Source organism: Chryseobacterium endalhagicum (assembly GCF_016745235.1).
Lineage (GTDB): Bacteria > Bacteroidota > Bacteroidia > Flavobacteriales > Weeksellaceae > Chryseobacterium > Chryseobacterium endalhagicum.
The window spans coordinates 829,343-846,590 of record NZ_JAELVM010000001.1; the positions used below are offsets into that span (position 1 = coordinate 829,343).

16 protein-coding genes are annotated in these 17,248 nt (G+C 39.2%); 5 read left to right on the forward strand and 11 right to left on the reverse strand.

Going from position 1 to position 17,248, the window contains the following annotated elements:
• Positions 1–147: 147 nt before the first annotated feature.
• Positions 148–1,161, forward strand: a complete 1,014-nt coding sequence (locus JET18_RS03695; RefSeq protein ID WP_202089262.1) for a nucleoid-associated protein — start codon at positions 148–150, stop codon at positions 1,159–1,161.
• A gap of 311 nt (positions 1,162–1,472) precedes the next feature.
• Complete coding sequence (locus tag JET18_RS03700; protein ID WP_202089263.1) at positions 1,473–2,246, forward strand: cyclase family protein; 774 nt, start codon at positions 1,473–1,475, stop codon at positions 2,244–2,246.
• Positions 2,247–2,309: 63 nt separating this feature from the next.
• On the opposite strand, the gene JET18_RS03705 is transcribed toward JET18_RS03700, so the two are convergent.
• Genes JET18_RS03705 through JET18_RS03725 form a run of 5 tightly spaced genes read right to left on the reverse strand, consistent with a single transcriptional unit; the run spans position 2,310 to position 8,285 of the window.
• Positions 2,310–3,059: a succinate dehydrogenase/fumarate reductase iron-sulfur subunit gene (locus tag JET18_RS03705; protein WP_202089264.1), complete on the reverse strand. Its 750-nt coding sequence runs from the start codon at positions 3,057–3,059 to the stop codon at positions 2,310–2,312.
• Positions 3,060–3,071: 12 nt separating this feature from the next.
• Positions 3,072–4,988 (reverse strand): fumarate reductase/succinate dehydrogenase flavoprotein subunit, encoded by a 1,917-nt coding sequence (locus tag JET18_RS03710; protein ID WP_202089265.1) that lies wholly within the window; start codon positions 4,986–4,988, stop codon positions 3,072–3,074.
• Positions 4,989–4,999: 11 nt separating this feature from the next.
• On the reverse strand, positions 5,000–5,656 hold the full coding sequence (locus JET18_RS03715) for a succinate dehydrogenase cytochrome b subunit (RefSeq protein WP_202089266.1): 657 nt from the start codon (positions 5,654–5,656) through the stop codon (positions 5,000–5,002).
• 17 nt (positions 5,657–5,673) lie between these two features.
• Entirely contained in the window at positions 5,674–7,104 is a 1,431-nt protein-coding gene (locus JET18_RS03720; protein WP_202089267.1) for an anion permease, read from the reverse strand.
• A 20-nt stretch (positions 7,105–7,124) separates the two neighbouring features.
• Entirely contained in the window at positions 7,125–8,285 is a 1,161-nt protein-coding gene (locus JET18_RS03725; protein WP_202089268.1) for a porin, read from the reverse strand.
• Between the two features lie 588 nt (positions 8,286–8,873).
• Between JET18_RS03725 and JET18_RS03730 the strand changes: the two genes are divergently transcribed.
• The 3 genes from JET18_RS03730 to JET18_RS03740 all read left to right on the forward strand — a co-directional run bounded on the left by JET18_RS03730 (position 8,874) and on the right by JET18_RS03740 (position 12,691).
• On the forward strand, positions 8,874–11,063 hold the full coding sequence (locus JET18_RS03730; RefSeq protein WP_202089269.1) for an ATP-binding protein: 2,190 nt from the start codon (positions 8,874–8,876) through the stop codon (positions 11,061–11,063).
• A gap of 27 nt (positions 11,064–11,090) precedes the next feature.
• Positions 11,091–11,642: a biliverdin-producing heme oxygenase gene (locus tag JET18_RS03735; RefSeq protein ID WP_202089270.1), complete on the forward strand. Its 552-nt coding sequence runs from the start codon at positions 11,091–11,093 to the stop codon at positions 11,640–11,642.
• 122 nt (positions 11,643–11,764) lie between these two features.
• Positions 11,765–12,691, forward strand: coding sequence for a malate dehydrogenase (locus JET18_RS03740; RefSeq protein ID WP_202089271.1), 927 nt, complete (start codon positions 11,765–11,767; stop codon positions 12,689–12,691).
• A 54-nt stretch (positions 12,692–12,745) separates the two neighbouring features.
• On the opposite strand, the gene JET18_RS03745 is transcribed toward JET18_RS03740, so the two are convergent.
• From JET18_RS03745 to JET18_RS03770, 6 genes are all read right to left on the reverse strand, one after another.
• Entirely contained in the window at positions 12,746–13,924 is a 1,179-nt protein-coding gene (locus JET18_RS03745) for a hypothetical protein (protein WP_202089272.1), read from the reverse strand.
• 284 nt (positions 13,925–14,208) lie between these two features.
• Positions 14,209–15,126: an alpha/beta fold hydrolase gene (locus JET18_RS03750; RefSeq protein ID WP_202089273.1), complete on the reverse strand. Its 918-nt coding sequence runs from the start codon at positions 15,124–15,126 to the stop codon at positions 14,209–14,211.
• Between the two features lie 142 nt (positions 15,127–15,268).
• A complete protein-coding gene (locus tag JET18_RS03755) occupies positions 15,269–15,781 on the reverse strand; it encodes a hypothetical protein (RefSeq protein WP_202089274.1) in 513 nt (170 codons plus the stop codon).
• Positions 15,782–15,808: 27 nt separating this feature from the next.
• Positions 15,809–16,177, reverse strand: a complete 369-nt coding sequence (locus JET18_RS03760; protein ID WP_202089275.1) for a hypothetical protein — start codon at positions 16,175–16,177, stop codon at positions 15,809–15,811.
• Positions 16,178–16,440: 263 nt separating this feature from the next.
• Entirely contained in the window at positions 16,441–16,689 is a 249-nt protein-coding gene (locus JET18_RS03765) for a hypothetical protein (RefSeq protein ID WP_202089276.1), read from the reverse strand.
• 1 nt (position 16,690) lies between these two features.
• Positions 16,691–17,242: a hypothetical protein gene (locus tag JET18_RS03770; protein ID WP_202089277.1), complete on the reverse strand. Its 552-nt coding sequence runs from the start codon at positions 17,240–17,242 to the stop codon at positions 16,691–16,693.
• Positions 17,243–17,248 lie beyond the last annotated feature (6 nt).

Below are 17,248 nucleotides of genomic sequence, written 5' to 3' on the forward strand. Positions count from 1 at the left end.
GATCTATAATTTAATAAAAAAGCAGATACAGTCTTAAAAATAATGATCTGCTGTTTTCTGCAAAGATAATGAGTCCGTACAAATATACTTTTCACGTATTTTTTATTTGTGATTTCAAACAGTATCTTTGCAGTTCAAAATGATAACATGTTTTCAAAAATAATAGTACACAGAGTCGGAAATAAAATTAATGGTGAATCTTTAACGCTGTCTCAGGAAGAGCTGAAGCTGGAAGAAGGAATGGCAGAACTGCTTGAAGATTACTTTTTAGGTTCATTCAAATCAGAAGAAACCTTCAATTTTTACAGTGATACCTATCTGGTCAATAATCCGGTCTACAGTTCCGTGTCCGAGATCTTTGAAGACAAGGCCAAATTCCTTTGGGAATCTGAGAATATTGCAAAACACCTGTTTGAAGCCGCTGAAAACCCAAGAGTTCAGGGTGGAGAACTGTTTATTGTACTTTTCGAAGAAGAAAGCGACCGTCCGGACAAAGTAGACAAGATCGGGATCTTTAAAACGGAAAAGAGAGAATCTTTCCTTAAAATTTCTCCTCAGGAAGAAACCTTTGACATTGAAAAAGACCAGGGAATCGGGTTGTCTAAAATTGACAAAGCTGCTTTGATCTACAATAACAACAAAGAAACGGGCTATGTGCTTTCCGTGGTTGACAATAACAAAAACGGTGATATGTACTATTGGTTCGAAGATTTTCTGAAAGTAAAACAGCGTGACGATGAGTATTTCCACACTCAGGAAGCTTTGATGGTCTATAAAGATTATATCACCAAACAGCTTCCACAGGAATTTGAAGTTTCAAAAGCGGATCAGGCAGATTTCTTAAATAAATCCATCAATTTCTTCAAAGAGAAGGAAGAATTTAAGTTGGACGATTTTGCCAATGAAGTATTGGGAGATCAGCACGTGATCGAGAGTTTCGTGAATTTCAAAACAGATTACGAACAGGATATGCAGGTGAATATTGCGGAAGAATTTCCAATCAGCGAAGCTGCGGTGAAGAAAACCCAGCGTCATTTCAAAAGCATTATTAAACTGGATAAAAATTTCCACATCTACATCCATGGCGACAGACAGAAGCTGGAAATGGGCGAGGATGATAAAGGAAAATACTACAGACTTTACTTCGAAAAAGAGGTTTAATCAAACAAAAATAACCTGAGTTAGGGTTTGAGAGTGAGAGAGTCGGAGAGTTACAGAGTGAGAGAGTTTTGGAGTTTTGGACTGGTTGTCAGTTGCTGGTTGCTAGTTCGTAGTGATGAAGTTAATAAGATTATTGTCTAAAAATCTTGGTTCCTGGCTCTTGTTTCTTGAATCTACCATTCACCATTCACTTGCGAAGCAAAATTCACCATTGACATTCTAAATAAGTATAAAGAATCAAAGAGGGCTAATTTTTAAATTGGTCCTCTTTTCGTATTGGGTATTTCACCCCTTTTTGCTTCCTTTGTGAGATGAAAACAACCATTATCGATCTGTCCAAACCGATTCAGTACAATGCCGGAGATCCCTGGTTCATGAGGGTGAAAATTAAACATAAGTCCCATAAAAAATCTCACTGGCTGATCCGTCTGGCGATTAATCTTCCATCCAGGCTTTTTCCTAAAAACTGGACAGGATGGGCAGATGATTCCATCAAAAATATGGGGCTTCATGCAACAACTCATATTGATGCTCCCTGGCATTATGGTCCTTTATCAGAGGGAAAACCAGCGAAAACGATTGACCAGATTCCTCTGGAATGGTGCTATGGAGACGGCATTGTCATTGACTGTACCCATAAAGAAGATTTTGTAGCCATCACGATTGATGATATCAAAAAAGATCTGGATAAAAACGGAATCACCATTCAGCAGGGAAATATCGTTCTCATCAGAACGGACCGTGATAAAATGATGGGCACTCCGGATTTTGTGGAAAAAGGAACCGGAATGAGTAAAGAAGCCACCGAATGGCTGATCGATCAGGGGGTAAAAGTTATGGGAATTGATCAGTGGGGATGGGATCTTCCGTTAAAATATATGGCCAAAAAAGCAAGAGAACTCAACGACCCTGAATACTTCTGGGAAGGCCACCGTGTAGGCATAGAAAAAGAATATTTACACATCGAACAGCTTACCAATCTGAGTGCACTTCCACCAACCGGATTTAAAGTCAGTGTATTTCCACTGAAAATTGTGGGTGGCTCAGCGGCACCGGCCAGGGTGGTGGCAATTATCAATCCTTAGGCTGGAAGTTATCCTTGGCAAGGTTCAAAACCTTGCCAAGGATATTCAACGATATTTTTCCAGTTATTTTTTCCTGAAAAACAGCGCTCTTCCGTATTCATAGTTCATCCTCGCAATATTCAGCACAGAAATTCCCTGAGGACATTCTACTTCACAGGCTTCGGTATTGGAGCAGTGCCCGAATAACTCCTTATCCATTTGAGCAACCATATTCAGGACGCGTCCGCTTCTTTCCTCTTTACCCTGAGGAAGAAGAACCATATGAGTAATTTTCGCAGAAGTGAATAAGGCAGCACTTCCGTTTTTACAGGTGGCTACACAGGCGCCACATCCGATGCAGGCCGCAGAATCAAAAGCTTCCTCAGCGGTTTGATGAGTGACTGCAATGGCCGTGGCATCAGGAGCCTGGCCGGTATTGACGGATACAAATCCTCCGGAAGAAATAATTCTGTCAAAAGCCGAACGGTCTACTTTAAGGTCTTTCTTCACCGGAAAAGCTTCGGCCCGGAAAGGTTCTATTAAAATCGTTTCACCGTTCTTAAAAGATCGTAAGTGAAGCTGACAGGTTGTTGTATTTTTTAAAGGTCCGTGCGCAATTCCGTTGATCATCATTCCACATTGTCCGCAGATCCCTTCACGGCAGTCGTGATCAAATTCTACAGGTTCGTCGCCTTCAACAATAAGTTTTTCATTTAAGGTGTCCAGCATTTCCAGGAAAGACATGTGCGGATTCAGTTCTTTCAGATCATAACTGACCAGTTTTCCTTCACTCTGCTTATCTTTCTGTCTCCATATCTTAAGATGTAAATCCATAATTTTTGTTTTTTATTTGTAGCTTCTTACCGTTGGCTGTATTTCTTCAAAGATCAAAGGTTCCTTGATCAGTTCCGGTTCCTTGTTTTCGCCTGCCCAGGCCCATGCGGAGATAAACTGATATTCCGTATCATTTCTGAGGGCTTCTCCGTCCGGGGTTTGAAATTCTTCCCGGAAGTGGGCCCCGCAGGATTCATTCCGGGTTAAAGCATCATAGCACATCAGTTCCCCGATCTCGAAATAATCGGCAACGCGTCCAGCTTTTTCAAGTTCTGAATTCATCGTGTCGCCATGCCCGGAAACCCGTACATCTCTATAAAATTCCTGTTTTAATTTCCTGATTTCTCCGATGGCATATTTGAGACCTTCTTCATTTCTGGCCAACCCGCAGTAATCATATAAAAGTTTTCCCAGGGTTTTATGGAAATAATCCACAGTTTTGGTTCCCTTTATATTCATAAATTTCTGAATTTGCTGCTTAACATTATTTTCAGCGGCTTCAAATTCAGGAGCATCCGGTGAAATTTTTCCGGTATGAATTTCATCAGCCAGATAATTGGCAATGGTGTAAGGTGCGATAAAATAGCCGTCTACAGAGGCCTGGAGCAGAGAATTGGCTCCCAACCTATTCGCTCCGTGATCCGCAAAATTGGCCTCACCCAAAGCAAAAAGCCCCGGAACAGTAGTCATCAGTTCATAATCCACCCAAAGTCCACCCATTGAGAAGTGGGCAGAAGGTGAAATCATCATCGGTTCATTATAAGCATTGTATCCTGTAATCTTAAGGTACATATCAAACAGGTTTCCGTATTTCTCCTGAATCTTTTCCTTTCCCTGTTCACGGATTGCTTTGGAAAAGTCAAGATAAACGGCATTTTTCAAAGGTCCTATTCCAAAGCCTGCATCAATTCTTTCTTTGGCAGCACGGGACGAAATATCTCTCGGAGCCAGATTTCCAAAAGCAGGATATCTGCGCTCCAGATAATAATCTCTTTCATTTTCGGGAATATCGTTGGGTAGTCTGGTTTCATTGGCTTTTGTGGGAACCCAGATTCTGCCGTCATTACGCAATGATTCTGACATCAGGGTTAATTTAGACTGATAATCTCCTGACTGCGGAAGAGAAGTCGGATGTACCTGAATCCAGCTCGGGGAAGCCATCAAAGCTCCTTTTTTGTGAGCCCGCCAGATCGCAGAACCATTACAGCCCATAGCCAGTGTTGACAGATAGTAAATTTTTCCATAACCTCCGGTAGCCAAAACAACTGCATGGGCCGCATGTTTTTCAATTTCTCCGGTATCTAAATTTCTGACGATAATTCCTCTTGCCTTGCCGTCAATCATCACAAGATCGAGCATTTCATGTCTGGAATACAGTTGTACGGTTCCTTTTCCAACCTGTCTCATCAATGCCTGATAAGCACCGAGAAGCAGCTGCTGGCCCGTCTGTCCTCTTGCGTAAAAGGTCCGGCTTACCTGAACACCACCGAAGGAACGGTTATTAAGGTATCCGCCATATTCACGGCCAAAAGGAACGCCCTGAGCTACAGCCTGATCGATGAGGTTTAAAGAACATTCCGCCATACGGTAGACATTGGCTTCACGGGCACGGAAATCTCCGCCTTTTAAAGTGTCCACAAACATTCTGTAAACGCTGTCACCGTCATTTTTATAATTTTTAGCAGCATTTACACCGCCCTGAGCTGCTACGGAATGCGCCCTCCTCGGGCTGTCCTGGAAGCAGAATGATTTTACGTTGTAGCCCATTTCACCCAGAGAAGCAGCAATTGAGCTTCCTGCCAATCCGGTTCCTACGACAATCACATCCAGCTTTTTACGGTTGGCAGGATTGACGAGCTTAGCTTTCTTTTTATAATTGTCCCATTTTTGTTCCAACGGGCCTTGAGGTATTTTTGAATTTAAAATCATGACATTTCTGTTTAATGGGCAGTGAAGAATACGTAAACGGGCATCAGCGCAAAACCTATACTGATGATCACTGAATAGATGATTCCGGCAGTTTTGAACCATTTCACAAACTTGGGGTGAAATAATCCGAGCGTTCTGGCCGCACTGTGAATTCCGTGGATCAGGTGATAGCATAAAGCGGCCATTGAAAGAACGTAGATCACCACGTACCACCATTCTTTAAAAACCGTTACGACAAGGATGTACAGATCTTTATTTCCGTTGTCATCCAGCGGCGGGCTTCCGAATTTGTACACATACCAGAAATTCTGAAAGTGGATCACCAGGAAGATCAGGATCAGAGTACCGAGGATTCCCATATTCCGGGAATACCATTTGCTGGCTCTTCCGCGGTTTTCCGACTGATAATGGCCTGCTGATTTTTTATTTTTCAGGGTAATCACCAGTCCATCCAGAGCATGCAGGATAATACTTGCATACAGAATGTACGAAACCATTTTGATCAGGATATTTCCGGACAGAAAATGCGAATAGGCATTGAATTGAAGATGCGCCTGTTCCGGCGGAAGAAACAGCTGGAGATTTCCCAAGAAGTGAATCAACAGAAAGAAGCTCAGGAATAGTCCTGTAAGGCACATCAGCATTTTTCTTGACAAGGTTGACAGCATATTTTTGATTTAAATGATTAATAATATCCTAAAACTTTCATCCAAAGGCCTCCGACGACCATGTAGATGATAAGTAAAACAATTCCGATTTCCAGACCTCTCAGCCACCAGGCTTTCAGCTCAACATAACCGCTGCCGTAGAATACCGGGGCAGGACCATGTCCGTAATGGGTAAGAACTCCATAAATTGATCCTAAGAAACCAAGCATCATAGCCAGTAACATAGGCGGAATTCCCAAAGAAACACCAACGCCCAATAAGGCTGCATACATAGCGGCCACATGAGCTGTTGCACTCGCGAAAATATAATGGCTGAAAAAGTACACCACAATAATCACCGGAAAGGCAACCTGCCAGCTTAATCCGCCTATTTTTACTTTGATCAGATCGCTGAACCAGCCAATGAAACCAAGTTCGTTTAAAGAACTGGCCATCATCACCAGAACCGCAAACCATACGATGGTATCCCAGGCTCCCTTTTCACCTTTGATGTCTTCCCATGTCAGTACTGAAGTAAGAAGCAGCATGGTAAGCCCGATGAAAGCTGTAGTCGTAGCATCAATAGACAATGCTCCTCCGAATATCCAAAGCGCTAAAAGGATAAAGAAAGCCAATAGCATTAACCATTCGTTTCTGGAAATTGGTCCCATTTCTTTTAATTTCTGAGCCGCCATTTTCGGTGCATCTCCTGTTTTTTTCAATTCAGGCGGATATAATTTGTATAAAACCAACGGAACCACGAAAAATGCGACCAGTCCGGGAACAAATCCGGCGGCGGCCCATGACATCCACGTAATATTAATTCCTAAATTCGCTGCAAATTTCTGACACATCGGGTTACTCGCGGTTCCGGTAAGAAAGATGGAGGATGCGATGAGGTTCATATAATAACTGTTCAGGGTAAGGAAAGAGCCCAGTTTTCTGTGGGTTTCCGGTTTTTCAGGAACAGAATCGAAGCTGATGGCCATTGATTTCATGATCGGGTAGATAATTCCGCCTCCTCTTGCGGTATTACTCGGGATGGCGGGAGCCAGACATACATCGGCTAATCCAAGTCCGTAAGCCAGTCCCAGCGAGCTTTTACCGAAAATTCTGATGAATAGGAAAGCAATACGGTTTCCTAATCCTGTTTTGATAAATCCTCTGGCGATAAAGAATGAAATCCCGATGAGCCAGATCACTTTATCCCCGAATCCGGAAAGTGCTTTTGTGATGGATTTTCCGGCATCTCCCGGTGCAACCACCTGAGTAAGCGCTGTAAATGCAATGGCCATCATACACATGGTGCCCATAGGCGCTGCTTTAAGGATGATTCCCAGAATCGTTGCTGCAAAAATCGCAAACAGATGCCAGGCGTTCTCCGCTACACCTTCCGGAGCGGGGATAAACCATATGATCAGCGCAACGGCAAACGTTATCGCAATATTTCTGATATTAATTTCTTTCATAATATATACTGTTTAAGCGGTTAAAATCTACTCTGCACCTGAACGATGAACAGATTGTTGTTGTATTGTGATGTGTTTTCCACCTGATGTTTGTATCGGTCGAACTGAACACCCAGCTGGATTCTTGCTCCATAATTTTTCAGGAATTCCAGCCCGAACATCGGCGTGATGGTCTGTCTTGGATTAGAATTCAGTCTGAAGTTGGTGTCCAGATATTCGTACCGGCAGGAAAGTTCGAAGGCGCTGAGGTTTTTATGGTTGATCTCGTACCGTAGATTCGGAAGGAAATAAGCACCGCGGATCAGATATTGGTCAGGATTGGAAGGTCTCAGTTCCGGATCCATCGTGTTGTAAAGAACATGATTAGTAGCTTGTTTGGCTTCCAGCTGCATATCCAGGCTCCATTTCGGATCAAACTGGATGAGTGAGCTGAGGTCGATTCCCACGGCGTATACTTTTTTACTTAAAACTTCCCCGATCCCACCGTTCAGGCCGACATTGAAATTGTATTTTTCGGACAGACCAAAAACCAATCTTGTAGAATACTGTTTTCCGTTGTCGTTGTCATTGATCTGATTCTTTCCGTTGCCGTTCACCACAGAAACTGCGTACTGAAAGGGGATATTGCCCAGTTTAAGCTGTCCTGTCGCAGAAAGTCCGATCTGAAAGCTTGTCCAGCCCAGTTTCCCGAATTCTGTATACTGATTGGACCAGTCCAGAGATTTGATAATATCGATAGGATAAGTTTCTTCAATCCCGAACCAGGGTCTGAACTGTCCCACTGTAAATGCTAGTTTCGGGTTGAAAGTGTATTTCAGGTAAGCATTTTCAAGAACTCTGCTTTTAGGATCGTTTTTAAAGTCGGCAAGATTGGCCAGTGCTACCACTTCCGTGCGCTTGCTGATCTGGGCCCGAACCTGGATTCTCATGTATTTGAGCATGAAATTATTGCTGGTTCCCGACCCGTCGGCATGATGAAGTCCGTTGACATCTACATCTTTGGCCATGCCAACAAGATACCGGGCCTGGAAAAGACCTTTGATCTGGAGTACAGGGTATTTTACATTATCTTCTTCCTGTTTGCTGTGCTGCAGCGAATCCTGGATCTGTGCGCTGACGGATAAACCTGCCAGCAGGGCACAAAACAGCATGCTTCTCTTTTTTGTTGAAAAAAGGGTCATAGAATTTGTGTTTAAGTGAGTGTATTATTGTGGAAACCTTTGAATTTTGAAGAAAATTTATTCTTTCAATATCTTTCTGGGAATCTTTTGTATATCTGGTATACAACCTATTCCTGTTTCAGGTTTGTAGTTCAGGCCATGCGACATTACATTGTATACGTCAAAATGTACTGCTGTAGTGAGGATCATTAAAGGGAACTTTTTCATAGTCATATTATTTGAATTTAAATGAGGACTTTATTGAAAATAATGCAAAAAAATTCAACAATTTTTAACCGTATTCATTATTTGGTGATATAAATTTAATAAATTTTGTTTAATTAACGTAATTGTTTTAAGATTTAATCCAACATTCATGTGATGAATCATGATCGGGAAATTAAACTTGACCCGCCTGAATATTTTTAGTATATTATAAATTAAAAGCCATTATCAGTATAGAAAAAGCAAGCGTATAAGGGCTGAAAATCAGATAGATTCATGTCACGGATTGCAGGGATAACGGTGTTTTAAGGACTTCCGGGATTTCGTACCACAAAGTAATATGTCGTTAAAAAAAACGTTATATTTGATAGATCAAAGATACATATGAATTTTATAGAATGCCATGAGGAGCCCATCCATATTCCTGGGTATTTACAAAGTTTTGGATACCTGATTGGCATTGACGCAGAATCTCACTCCATCACGTTTTTCAGCAGGAATATTACGGATTTGTTTAGGATCGGAAATGCGGAACAGCTTTTCGACAGGCAGCTTGCGGACTTTTCTGAAATTTTCCGCCCAGTTATGGATTCGGATCTTTATGTTTCTTTGAGCAGTTTTACCAAGAGAGAAAACGAAACTCATTTTGACAAAGTATTCCTTGATGGTAAGGAATATCATTTTTCTGTATTCAGATGCGGGAAGCATATTTTCCTTGAATTTGAAGCCGTTCAGGAGAACCCGAATAAGCGTATTTCCAATAAATATGATAATTTTTACGTCATTGATAATGAGCATGATCTTTGGGAGCAGCTGTTAAGCACACTTTCCAAAATTGTGAATTATGACCGGATGATGGTGTATAAATTTATGATGGACGGTTCCGGAAAAGTGATTGCAGAACGGAGAAGTGATCATATGGACAGCTATCTTGGGCTCCATTACCCGGAATCCGATATTCCGAGACAGGCCAGGGAGCTTTATCTGAAAAAAAGAAAAAGAATATTCAGCAATGTGTATGCTGAAACGGTTCCGCTGATCAGCAGGAAGAAAGAGGATATTGACCTTACTTTTGTGGCTTCACGCGGAATGTCACCTGTGCATGGGCAGTACATCAAGAATTCCGGAGCATCTTCCAGCTTCAGCATATCTATTATTATTGATGACCATCTCTGGGGACTGGTGACCTGCCAGAACTCGGAGCCGAAACATATTGACCTTGAAGACAGGGTGCAGGCCGGAATTTTTACGGCTTTGGCTTCCAATGCCTATTCCTCATTTAAATCTAAAAAAGAACTGAATTACCGCCTGGAGCTGAACGAAAAAGCGGCTCAGTTGAAAGCTGAATTTTTAAAGCATAATCATCTGTTCGATTCTCTTGTGGAAAATAAAGGGAAGATTAAAAATCTGCCTGCAGCAGACGGCCTTGTGATTATTTCCGAAAGTGAAACGGTGAGTACAGGAACTGTTCCGAACCGGGAAACTATTGACCGGATTACTCACTGGGCTCTTGAGAATACAGAAGAAAGCATGTATGTGAGCCGGAGTTTTCTTAAAGATTACGGGCAGGAGCTCGGATTGGATGAAACGGCAGCCGGAATTATTATTTATTTTATCGAAAGAAGTAAAAAAGAAATGCTGATCTGGTTCCGCAGGGAGTTTGATGAGCATATCGATTGGGCAGGAAATCCTGAGAAGAAAATCGGGGTTCTGCTGCAAAATGGAGAGGAAAAACATATCGTTTCGCCGAGAACGTCTTTCCAGATTTTTACTGAAAATATTAAAGGAAATTCAAAGAGGTGGAATTCCAGAGATGTCAGTTCAGTGCAGGCTGTACGGGATGTGATCCTGGAAACTTCGCACAAACAGTATAACGCGATCAAATCTTTGAACAATGAATTGCGAAAGGTGAATGAAGAACTGGATAGTTTTTCCTACACAATTTCTCATGACCTGGGAACGCCTTTGACGGTGATGAAGCTGAATGCTCAAATGCTGCTTTCCAATTTTGAAAAAACAGAAAAAAATAAAAGTAAACTGAGCTCTATCGTTGAGGAAATCGACAATATGGCGGAAATGATGCATGATGTTCTGCAGCTGAGCCGTGCAAAACACAGTGAAATAGAGCTGGAGCGCTTACAGACTTCCCGGACATTACTGAAGATTTCGGAAAACGCAAAGATCACTTTTGAAAGTCCGGACACTGAGATTATGATCAAAGAATGTCCTGATGTTCTGGCGGATAAAACCATGCTTCATCAGGTGTTTTTAAATATCATCAATAACGCGGTGAAATATTCATCCCATCAGGATAAACCTCAGGTAGAAATCTGGGGCGAGGAAGCAGACGGGAATATTGTTTATAGAATCTCAGATAACGGAATAGGAATTCCTCAGGATGAAAAGCATAAGATGTTTAAGATTTTCAACCGGATGGATAATGCTAAAAAATTTAAAGGAAATGGGGTAGGACTGTCCATTGTCCACAGAATTATGCAAAGGCTTGGGGGAAATGTGGATTATGAGAGTAATAAAGAGGGGACTTGTTTCATTTTAACATTCAAAAAGCCGTAAATTTGGGAAACTTTAAAAACCTTATTTATGGTATCAGAGTATCTTAAACAGAATACAGCGGAATATCACGATGCTGCGGAGAAACTTTTCAATTCTGAAAAAATTTTTAATAAAACCTTTACACTTGAAGATTACAAAAAGATCATCCATACGAATTATCTGATGCTTCTTCACAGTGAAGATAAAATATTCGGAAGTCTTTCTGATAAATATTCGGAGAAGCTTCAGCTCAACGACAGGAAAAAGCTTTCTCTTATTGAAAAGGATCTTAAAAGTCTTTCTCTGGAAAATCAGGTAGCTTCACACGATCTTCAGTTTGATAATGAACACGAAGCTTTGGGAGCTATGTATGTGATTGAAGGTTCTACTTTGGGTGGAAATGTAATTGCAAAACAGCTTTCCAAAACAGAAGGCTTTGACAACGTAACGTTCAATTTCTTCGGGTGCTACCAGGAGAATACAGGACCTATGTGGAAAAACTTCAAAGAGGTCCTGGATACTGAAGTGACTGAGGAAAACTACAACGAAGTTCTGTCGGGAGCTAAAAAACTCTATACGTTTTTACTGAACGTGAATTAAATTAATTGTATTAAAGCCTAATTAAATTCCTGAAAAATTGCCCATTTTTTCAGGAATTGTTAAATTTGGGAGTTTCAATTTTTAAACTGAACAAATAAATAATTTTAAAAAAAGTATACAATATGAAAGTAACTGTAGTAGGTGCAGGCGCTGTAGGAGCAAGCTGTGCGGAATACATCGCAATGAAAAACTTCTGTTCTGAAGTAGTTTTAGTAGACATTAAAGAAGGATTTGCTGAAGGTAAAGCAATGGATTTGATGCAGACTGCATCGCTTAACGGATTCGATACGAAAATTACCGGAACAACGGGAGATTACAGCAAAACTGCAGGTTCTCATGTAGCAGTGATCACTTCAGGGATTCCAAGAAAACCTGGAATGACCAGAGAAGAGCTGATCGGTATCAACGCGGGTATCGTAAAAGATGTTACTCAAAATTTAGTAAAACATTCTCCGGAAGTTATTATCATCGTAGTTTCCAACCCAATGGATACTATGGCTTATTTGGTACACAAAACTTCAGGTCTTCCTAAGCACAAAATCATCGGAATGGGTGGTGCACTGGATTCTGCAAGATTCAAATACAGATTGGCTGAAGCTTTGGAAGCTCCAATTTCAGACGTAGACGGTATGGTAATCGCTGCACACAGTGATACAGGAATGCTTCCATTGTTGAGCAAAGCGACAAGAAATGGAGTGCCTGTCACTGAGTTCTTAAGCGATGAACAGCAAAAATATGTAATCGAAGAAACTAAAGTAGGAGGTGCTACTCTTACTAAATTATTAGGAACTTCAGCCTGGTATGCTCCAGGTGCAGCAGTTTCTGTAATGGTTCAGGCTATCGCTTGCGACCAGAAAAAAATGATCCCTTGTTCTTTAATGCTTGAAGGTGAATACGGACAAAATGATATCTGCTTAGGAGTTCCTGCTATTATCGGAGCTAACGGAGTAGAAAAAATCGTTAACGTAACGCTTACTGCTGATGAGCAGTTGAAGTTTGCTGAAGCGGCTAATGCTGTAAGAGAGGTGAACGGAGATCTTAAGTTTTAATTTAGATTGAACTTTATATATAGCTCAGCGCGGCCGGAGGCCGCGCTGAGCTTTTTATAGATCCGAGTGAAGATCTATTTTTTGAAGAGAATTTGAAATTTTTTCTTTTACATTTGCTAGACTAACTAAAGTTCCATCTTGTTGGTTTGTGAATTTATCATATTCATTTTTTAATGAGATGATAAATGATACTTTTTGTTGTTTAGCATCATGAATGTTCTTCCTAATAAATGAAGAATTTTCCATAAGTTTTTCTATTGATCGATCATAATTCAATACTTCTCTACGTATTTTAAGTGCTTCATATATGAATGTTTCTAAAACTTTATTTAATTTATTAAAATCTGTTTCTTTAGCTACATTTAAATTAGTATCATAACTTTCATTGATAATTAAATAATAACTTTCGATTAATTTATTACATATTATCACTTCTGGTTTTTTTAAATAATTTGAAGAATTTGGATCAGTGTAAGAGTTATTAATAATTTGAGATGCTTCATCTAATAAGTTATTTAAATCATTTCTAATAGTATTCTTAATCTCTAATATATTTCTAGAATGATTTTCATAATTGTCATATATTGATTTAAAAAAGTCTGGTAAGAAATTTAAAATATTATATAGTTTATTATAGATAATTAAGCTATCTCTTGAATTAATTCCTATAAAAAAATTAAAGCCTTTATATATTTCTAATCTATCAAGCTCTAAAACTTTTGAGTACTGAATAGAAGGTGTTCTAAAAAGTGTATGAGTTGTCAAATCATCATCACTTTCAAGCCTGATATATTCTTCGATCTTTTCAATTTTTTTATTAATATCATCAAGAATATATTCGATGTCTGTTATTAATAAGGAAATGTGATTGTAAGAATTATACTTGTCATTAAAGATTCTTGATTCCTTTTCCTTTTCTATTGTTGAATTGAATTGTGTAATTTGAATCTGATTGGCCTTAATTTGCATATAAAATGCTAAGAATGTCAATATAACACCACTTAAGGCAATGAAAGGGTTTATTATTCCTCCTAAAGTATCTCCAATTTGTCCTGTATCATTGAAATCAATATTACTTGAGAATTGAGTAAAAAGATATGGTGAACAAAAGGAGAATAGTATTATTAATCCAGAAAGAGTAAGTAGTGAAATTGTTATTTTGTCCCAATTTTGTGGTTTGATTTTATTATTTTCAAGTTTGGATAGATTTTCATTAGTTTGATATTGATTCATAGTATTGTTTTAAGTATTTTCAAATATATAAATTCTTTATACAAGGATTGTGGAAATCTATATGATGATGTCTGGTCTCTTTATCTAAATATGTTCCCTTATTTTGTTGAAACTTTTCCGGGTTAGTACTTAGGTTGAAGTCTTTAGATTATATGTTAATAATTTTATTAGGTTTGATAAACATTACCCCAAGTATTTTCACAAAAGATGAAATTTCTGTTCTGCATAAAAATAAAAAAATGTGCTAATTGGTGTTTAAAATTTATTTTCTATAAGTATTTAATTTACTCACGCTTACTCACAAACTTCCAGACTGCATCCACAAACTCCCTGTTTTTCTCATAATACAAAAGATGTCCGCCATCAATGGAAACAATTTTCTGATCAGGAAACTGAAATGTTTTGTAATGCTGCGTTCCTACCGCTTTATCTTTTTTCCCTGTGATGATCAGGACCGGAACATGAATGTCTTTTGTGAGCGGTGCATGATCGGCGTAATATTCCGGGAACTCTTTAGGCTTTGAGATCACGGCCATGCCAAAATCGATGATCCTTGGATGAAGAGAATCTATTTTGTCCGTTTGTCTGATGGTTTCAATATCCTCGGTAAGAAATTTATACCCGATTCTTTTCTTTCTTAAAGCTGAACTTACTTTTGAAAGTTCTGTGGAAAGACTGTCCTTGATAACGGTTTTGTTCTGCTGTCCAAGAAGACTGTTTCCGTGTTCGATCTGTTCTTTTAAAGTCTCATCGTTAAGAAAATGAAGCGTAATATTGGCAAGAATAAGTCCTTTGATATGCTGAGGATATTTTTTAGCATAATTAACGGCAATAATTCCTCCGAAAGAATGAGCCAGTAGAAAAACTTTGTCCAGCTTCAGATGCTGTCTGAGCTCCTCAATATCCTGAACCATCGCTTCCAGATGATAATTGTCCGATTTTCCTGATTCACCGGATCCCCGCTGATCCATATAAATCATCTTCATTTTTTTCTCCAGACTGCTTCCGCCCAGAAGTTCAAAAGACGGATATCCCTGTCCGGGACCGCCGGGAACATAGATGCATGCTTCTCCCTTTCCGGAAATTTTATATTTGATCTTAACATGGTCCGAAGTATCAAAAAAGGCCTCAGTACCGATGGTTTGGGCTGAAACAGAGATCAAGGACATGAAAAAGAAAATAAGTAATTGGATTGTTTTCATATACTAATAACAGTTGAAAAGGCTGGTTTATTACTTTGTTTTGAATTGTTTTAATCTCAAAAACGAATAAATTTTTATCCGACTCCAATTAAAAAAGCAGACCCGGTTGCAGGTCTGCCTTATGATTGATGCTGTAAATGTATTAATTGATAAATACCACAACATTATTTCCTAAATAGTTCCACGTAGCCGTGATACCGCTTGCTGTTGATTCGTTAAAAGCACCGTGATGACTGTCAACATAGCCGCAGTCTCTTGCAAGATGGATGGTTTCTCCATTTGAAAAAGTCAGGCGTAGAGATTGCCATGATGTAGGAGTGGTGATGACAGGCGGGATGGCCACTCCGGCAGAAACATTATAGGTCTGGCCGGGAATACCTATAGCTTCCGAAATTACAGCCCACTGATTGATAGGAGGGGTCACCAGATGGCTGGTGTTGTATTGAGAATAAACCACAGTGGAAGATGGAGCTAATGGTGTTGCAGAATTCCCTTCAACGATGGGCTGGCAGTCCATAGGAAAGCTGTTGTCATTGGTGCCCATCAGGTTGTAACTCACACTCTGGGTTGAAAAATTATAGATGGTCATGCTTCCCATTTGGGCATATGCGAAAGTTCCGATTAAGAATAAAAGGAATGATGAAATATTTTTCATATGGATGTATTAATTAAAGCTTTAAGGTTAAAAAGAAGAATTCGTGTAATTGTCGTGGAAGATTTCCATGGCCCACAGGATGATTTTGGTTTTATCCCCCTGAGTGGCTTTTTCAATCTCTTCCTCTTTTACTCCCGTAGATTTTATTAAGGATTTTGCGGCAGGAACCAGAATGTCTTTTCTTTTTTCGCTTAATTGTGGAAACGGATACTCAGGATTCTGTTTTTCTTCACTCAGAGGAAGATTTTTAGAAGTATTAACGGTGGTAATGGCGCGTTTGAAATTCTGAATAGCTTCTGTTTTCAGGCTGTCCTGAGCCGCAGCTGGAATGCTTTCGTTATTACATGATGTCAGGAAAAAGAAACATGCAATAGCAAACAAGAATGTTTTTTTCATAGTAATTAATAATTATTGTTTTAGTTCGTGATAAATGTATAAAAAATAAACTGTATTTCAATTATTGGTGATAAAAATATTCTAATTATAAATTATTGATTATTTAAATTAATTAATAATGATTATTTATTGAATTATTTAAATTATATTTTAAACGAATTGGGACCAAAAAAAAGACCTTACATAACATAAGGTCTGAGTATTTTTACTTTGGAAATAAATCCTGGTAACTGTTGTAAATTTTACACTGAAGTTGAATTAAATCAGGGTAGATTTCTTCTTTCTTTTTCTTTTTTGAATTTTTTCCAGGTAGTGATATTAATGACCAGTAAAGGAAACAGACAGATAGGAACAGTGATGAGCGGAGTAAAACCCTTTTTAAGAGTCAGGGCGATCATCACAAAAAACATCAGGATCATGAATGTGCCCAGCATAATACTCATGACTTTTAGCTTTTTCTCGTTGCTGATCAGTTCTGTATCAGCGTATTCGGTTATAGGTTTGTTTTTCATATTATTTTTTATTGATCACTTCAAGGTTGCCGATGCTTCCTACAGGAGCTATTCTGATCTGTTTTTCACCTTTTTTAATGTAGAAATAGTAGATGCTGTTAATATCGATCATATAAACCGGAGATTTTTCTCCGGAGCCGCTAGTAAGAATGTAGTTTTGCGTTAATGTCTGCGTTTCCAACTTCTTTTTAATTTTTGCACCTTGTCCAATTCCTAAACCGACAAACAGAGCCAATAATTCAAAGCCTGCCAGAATCACGAAGACGGGGATCATCACTTTTCGGAGCTCGCGTTTATCAAGATCCGGATTCATTCTGTAGCTTTTCATGATTTTCTGAACCAGGTTGGTATGGCTGTATCTGATAAACAAAACCTGAATTAAAAAGAAAAGAACCACTACCGAAACCACCATGAGGATCAGGATAGGATTGGAAATCATATCTGAAATAGGACTAAGCAGAATATCCGTAAGAGAAGAATACTTCAGAATATTAATTCCCAGCGGATAAAAAAGAAGAGTTTCCTTTAAAAGTCCAAGAATTATTAAGTACATATAACC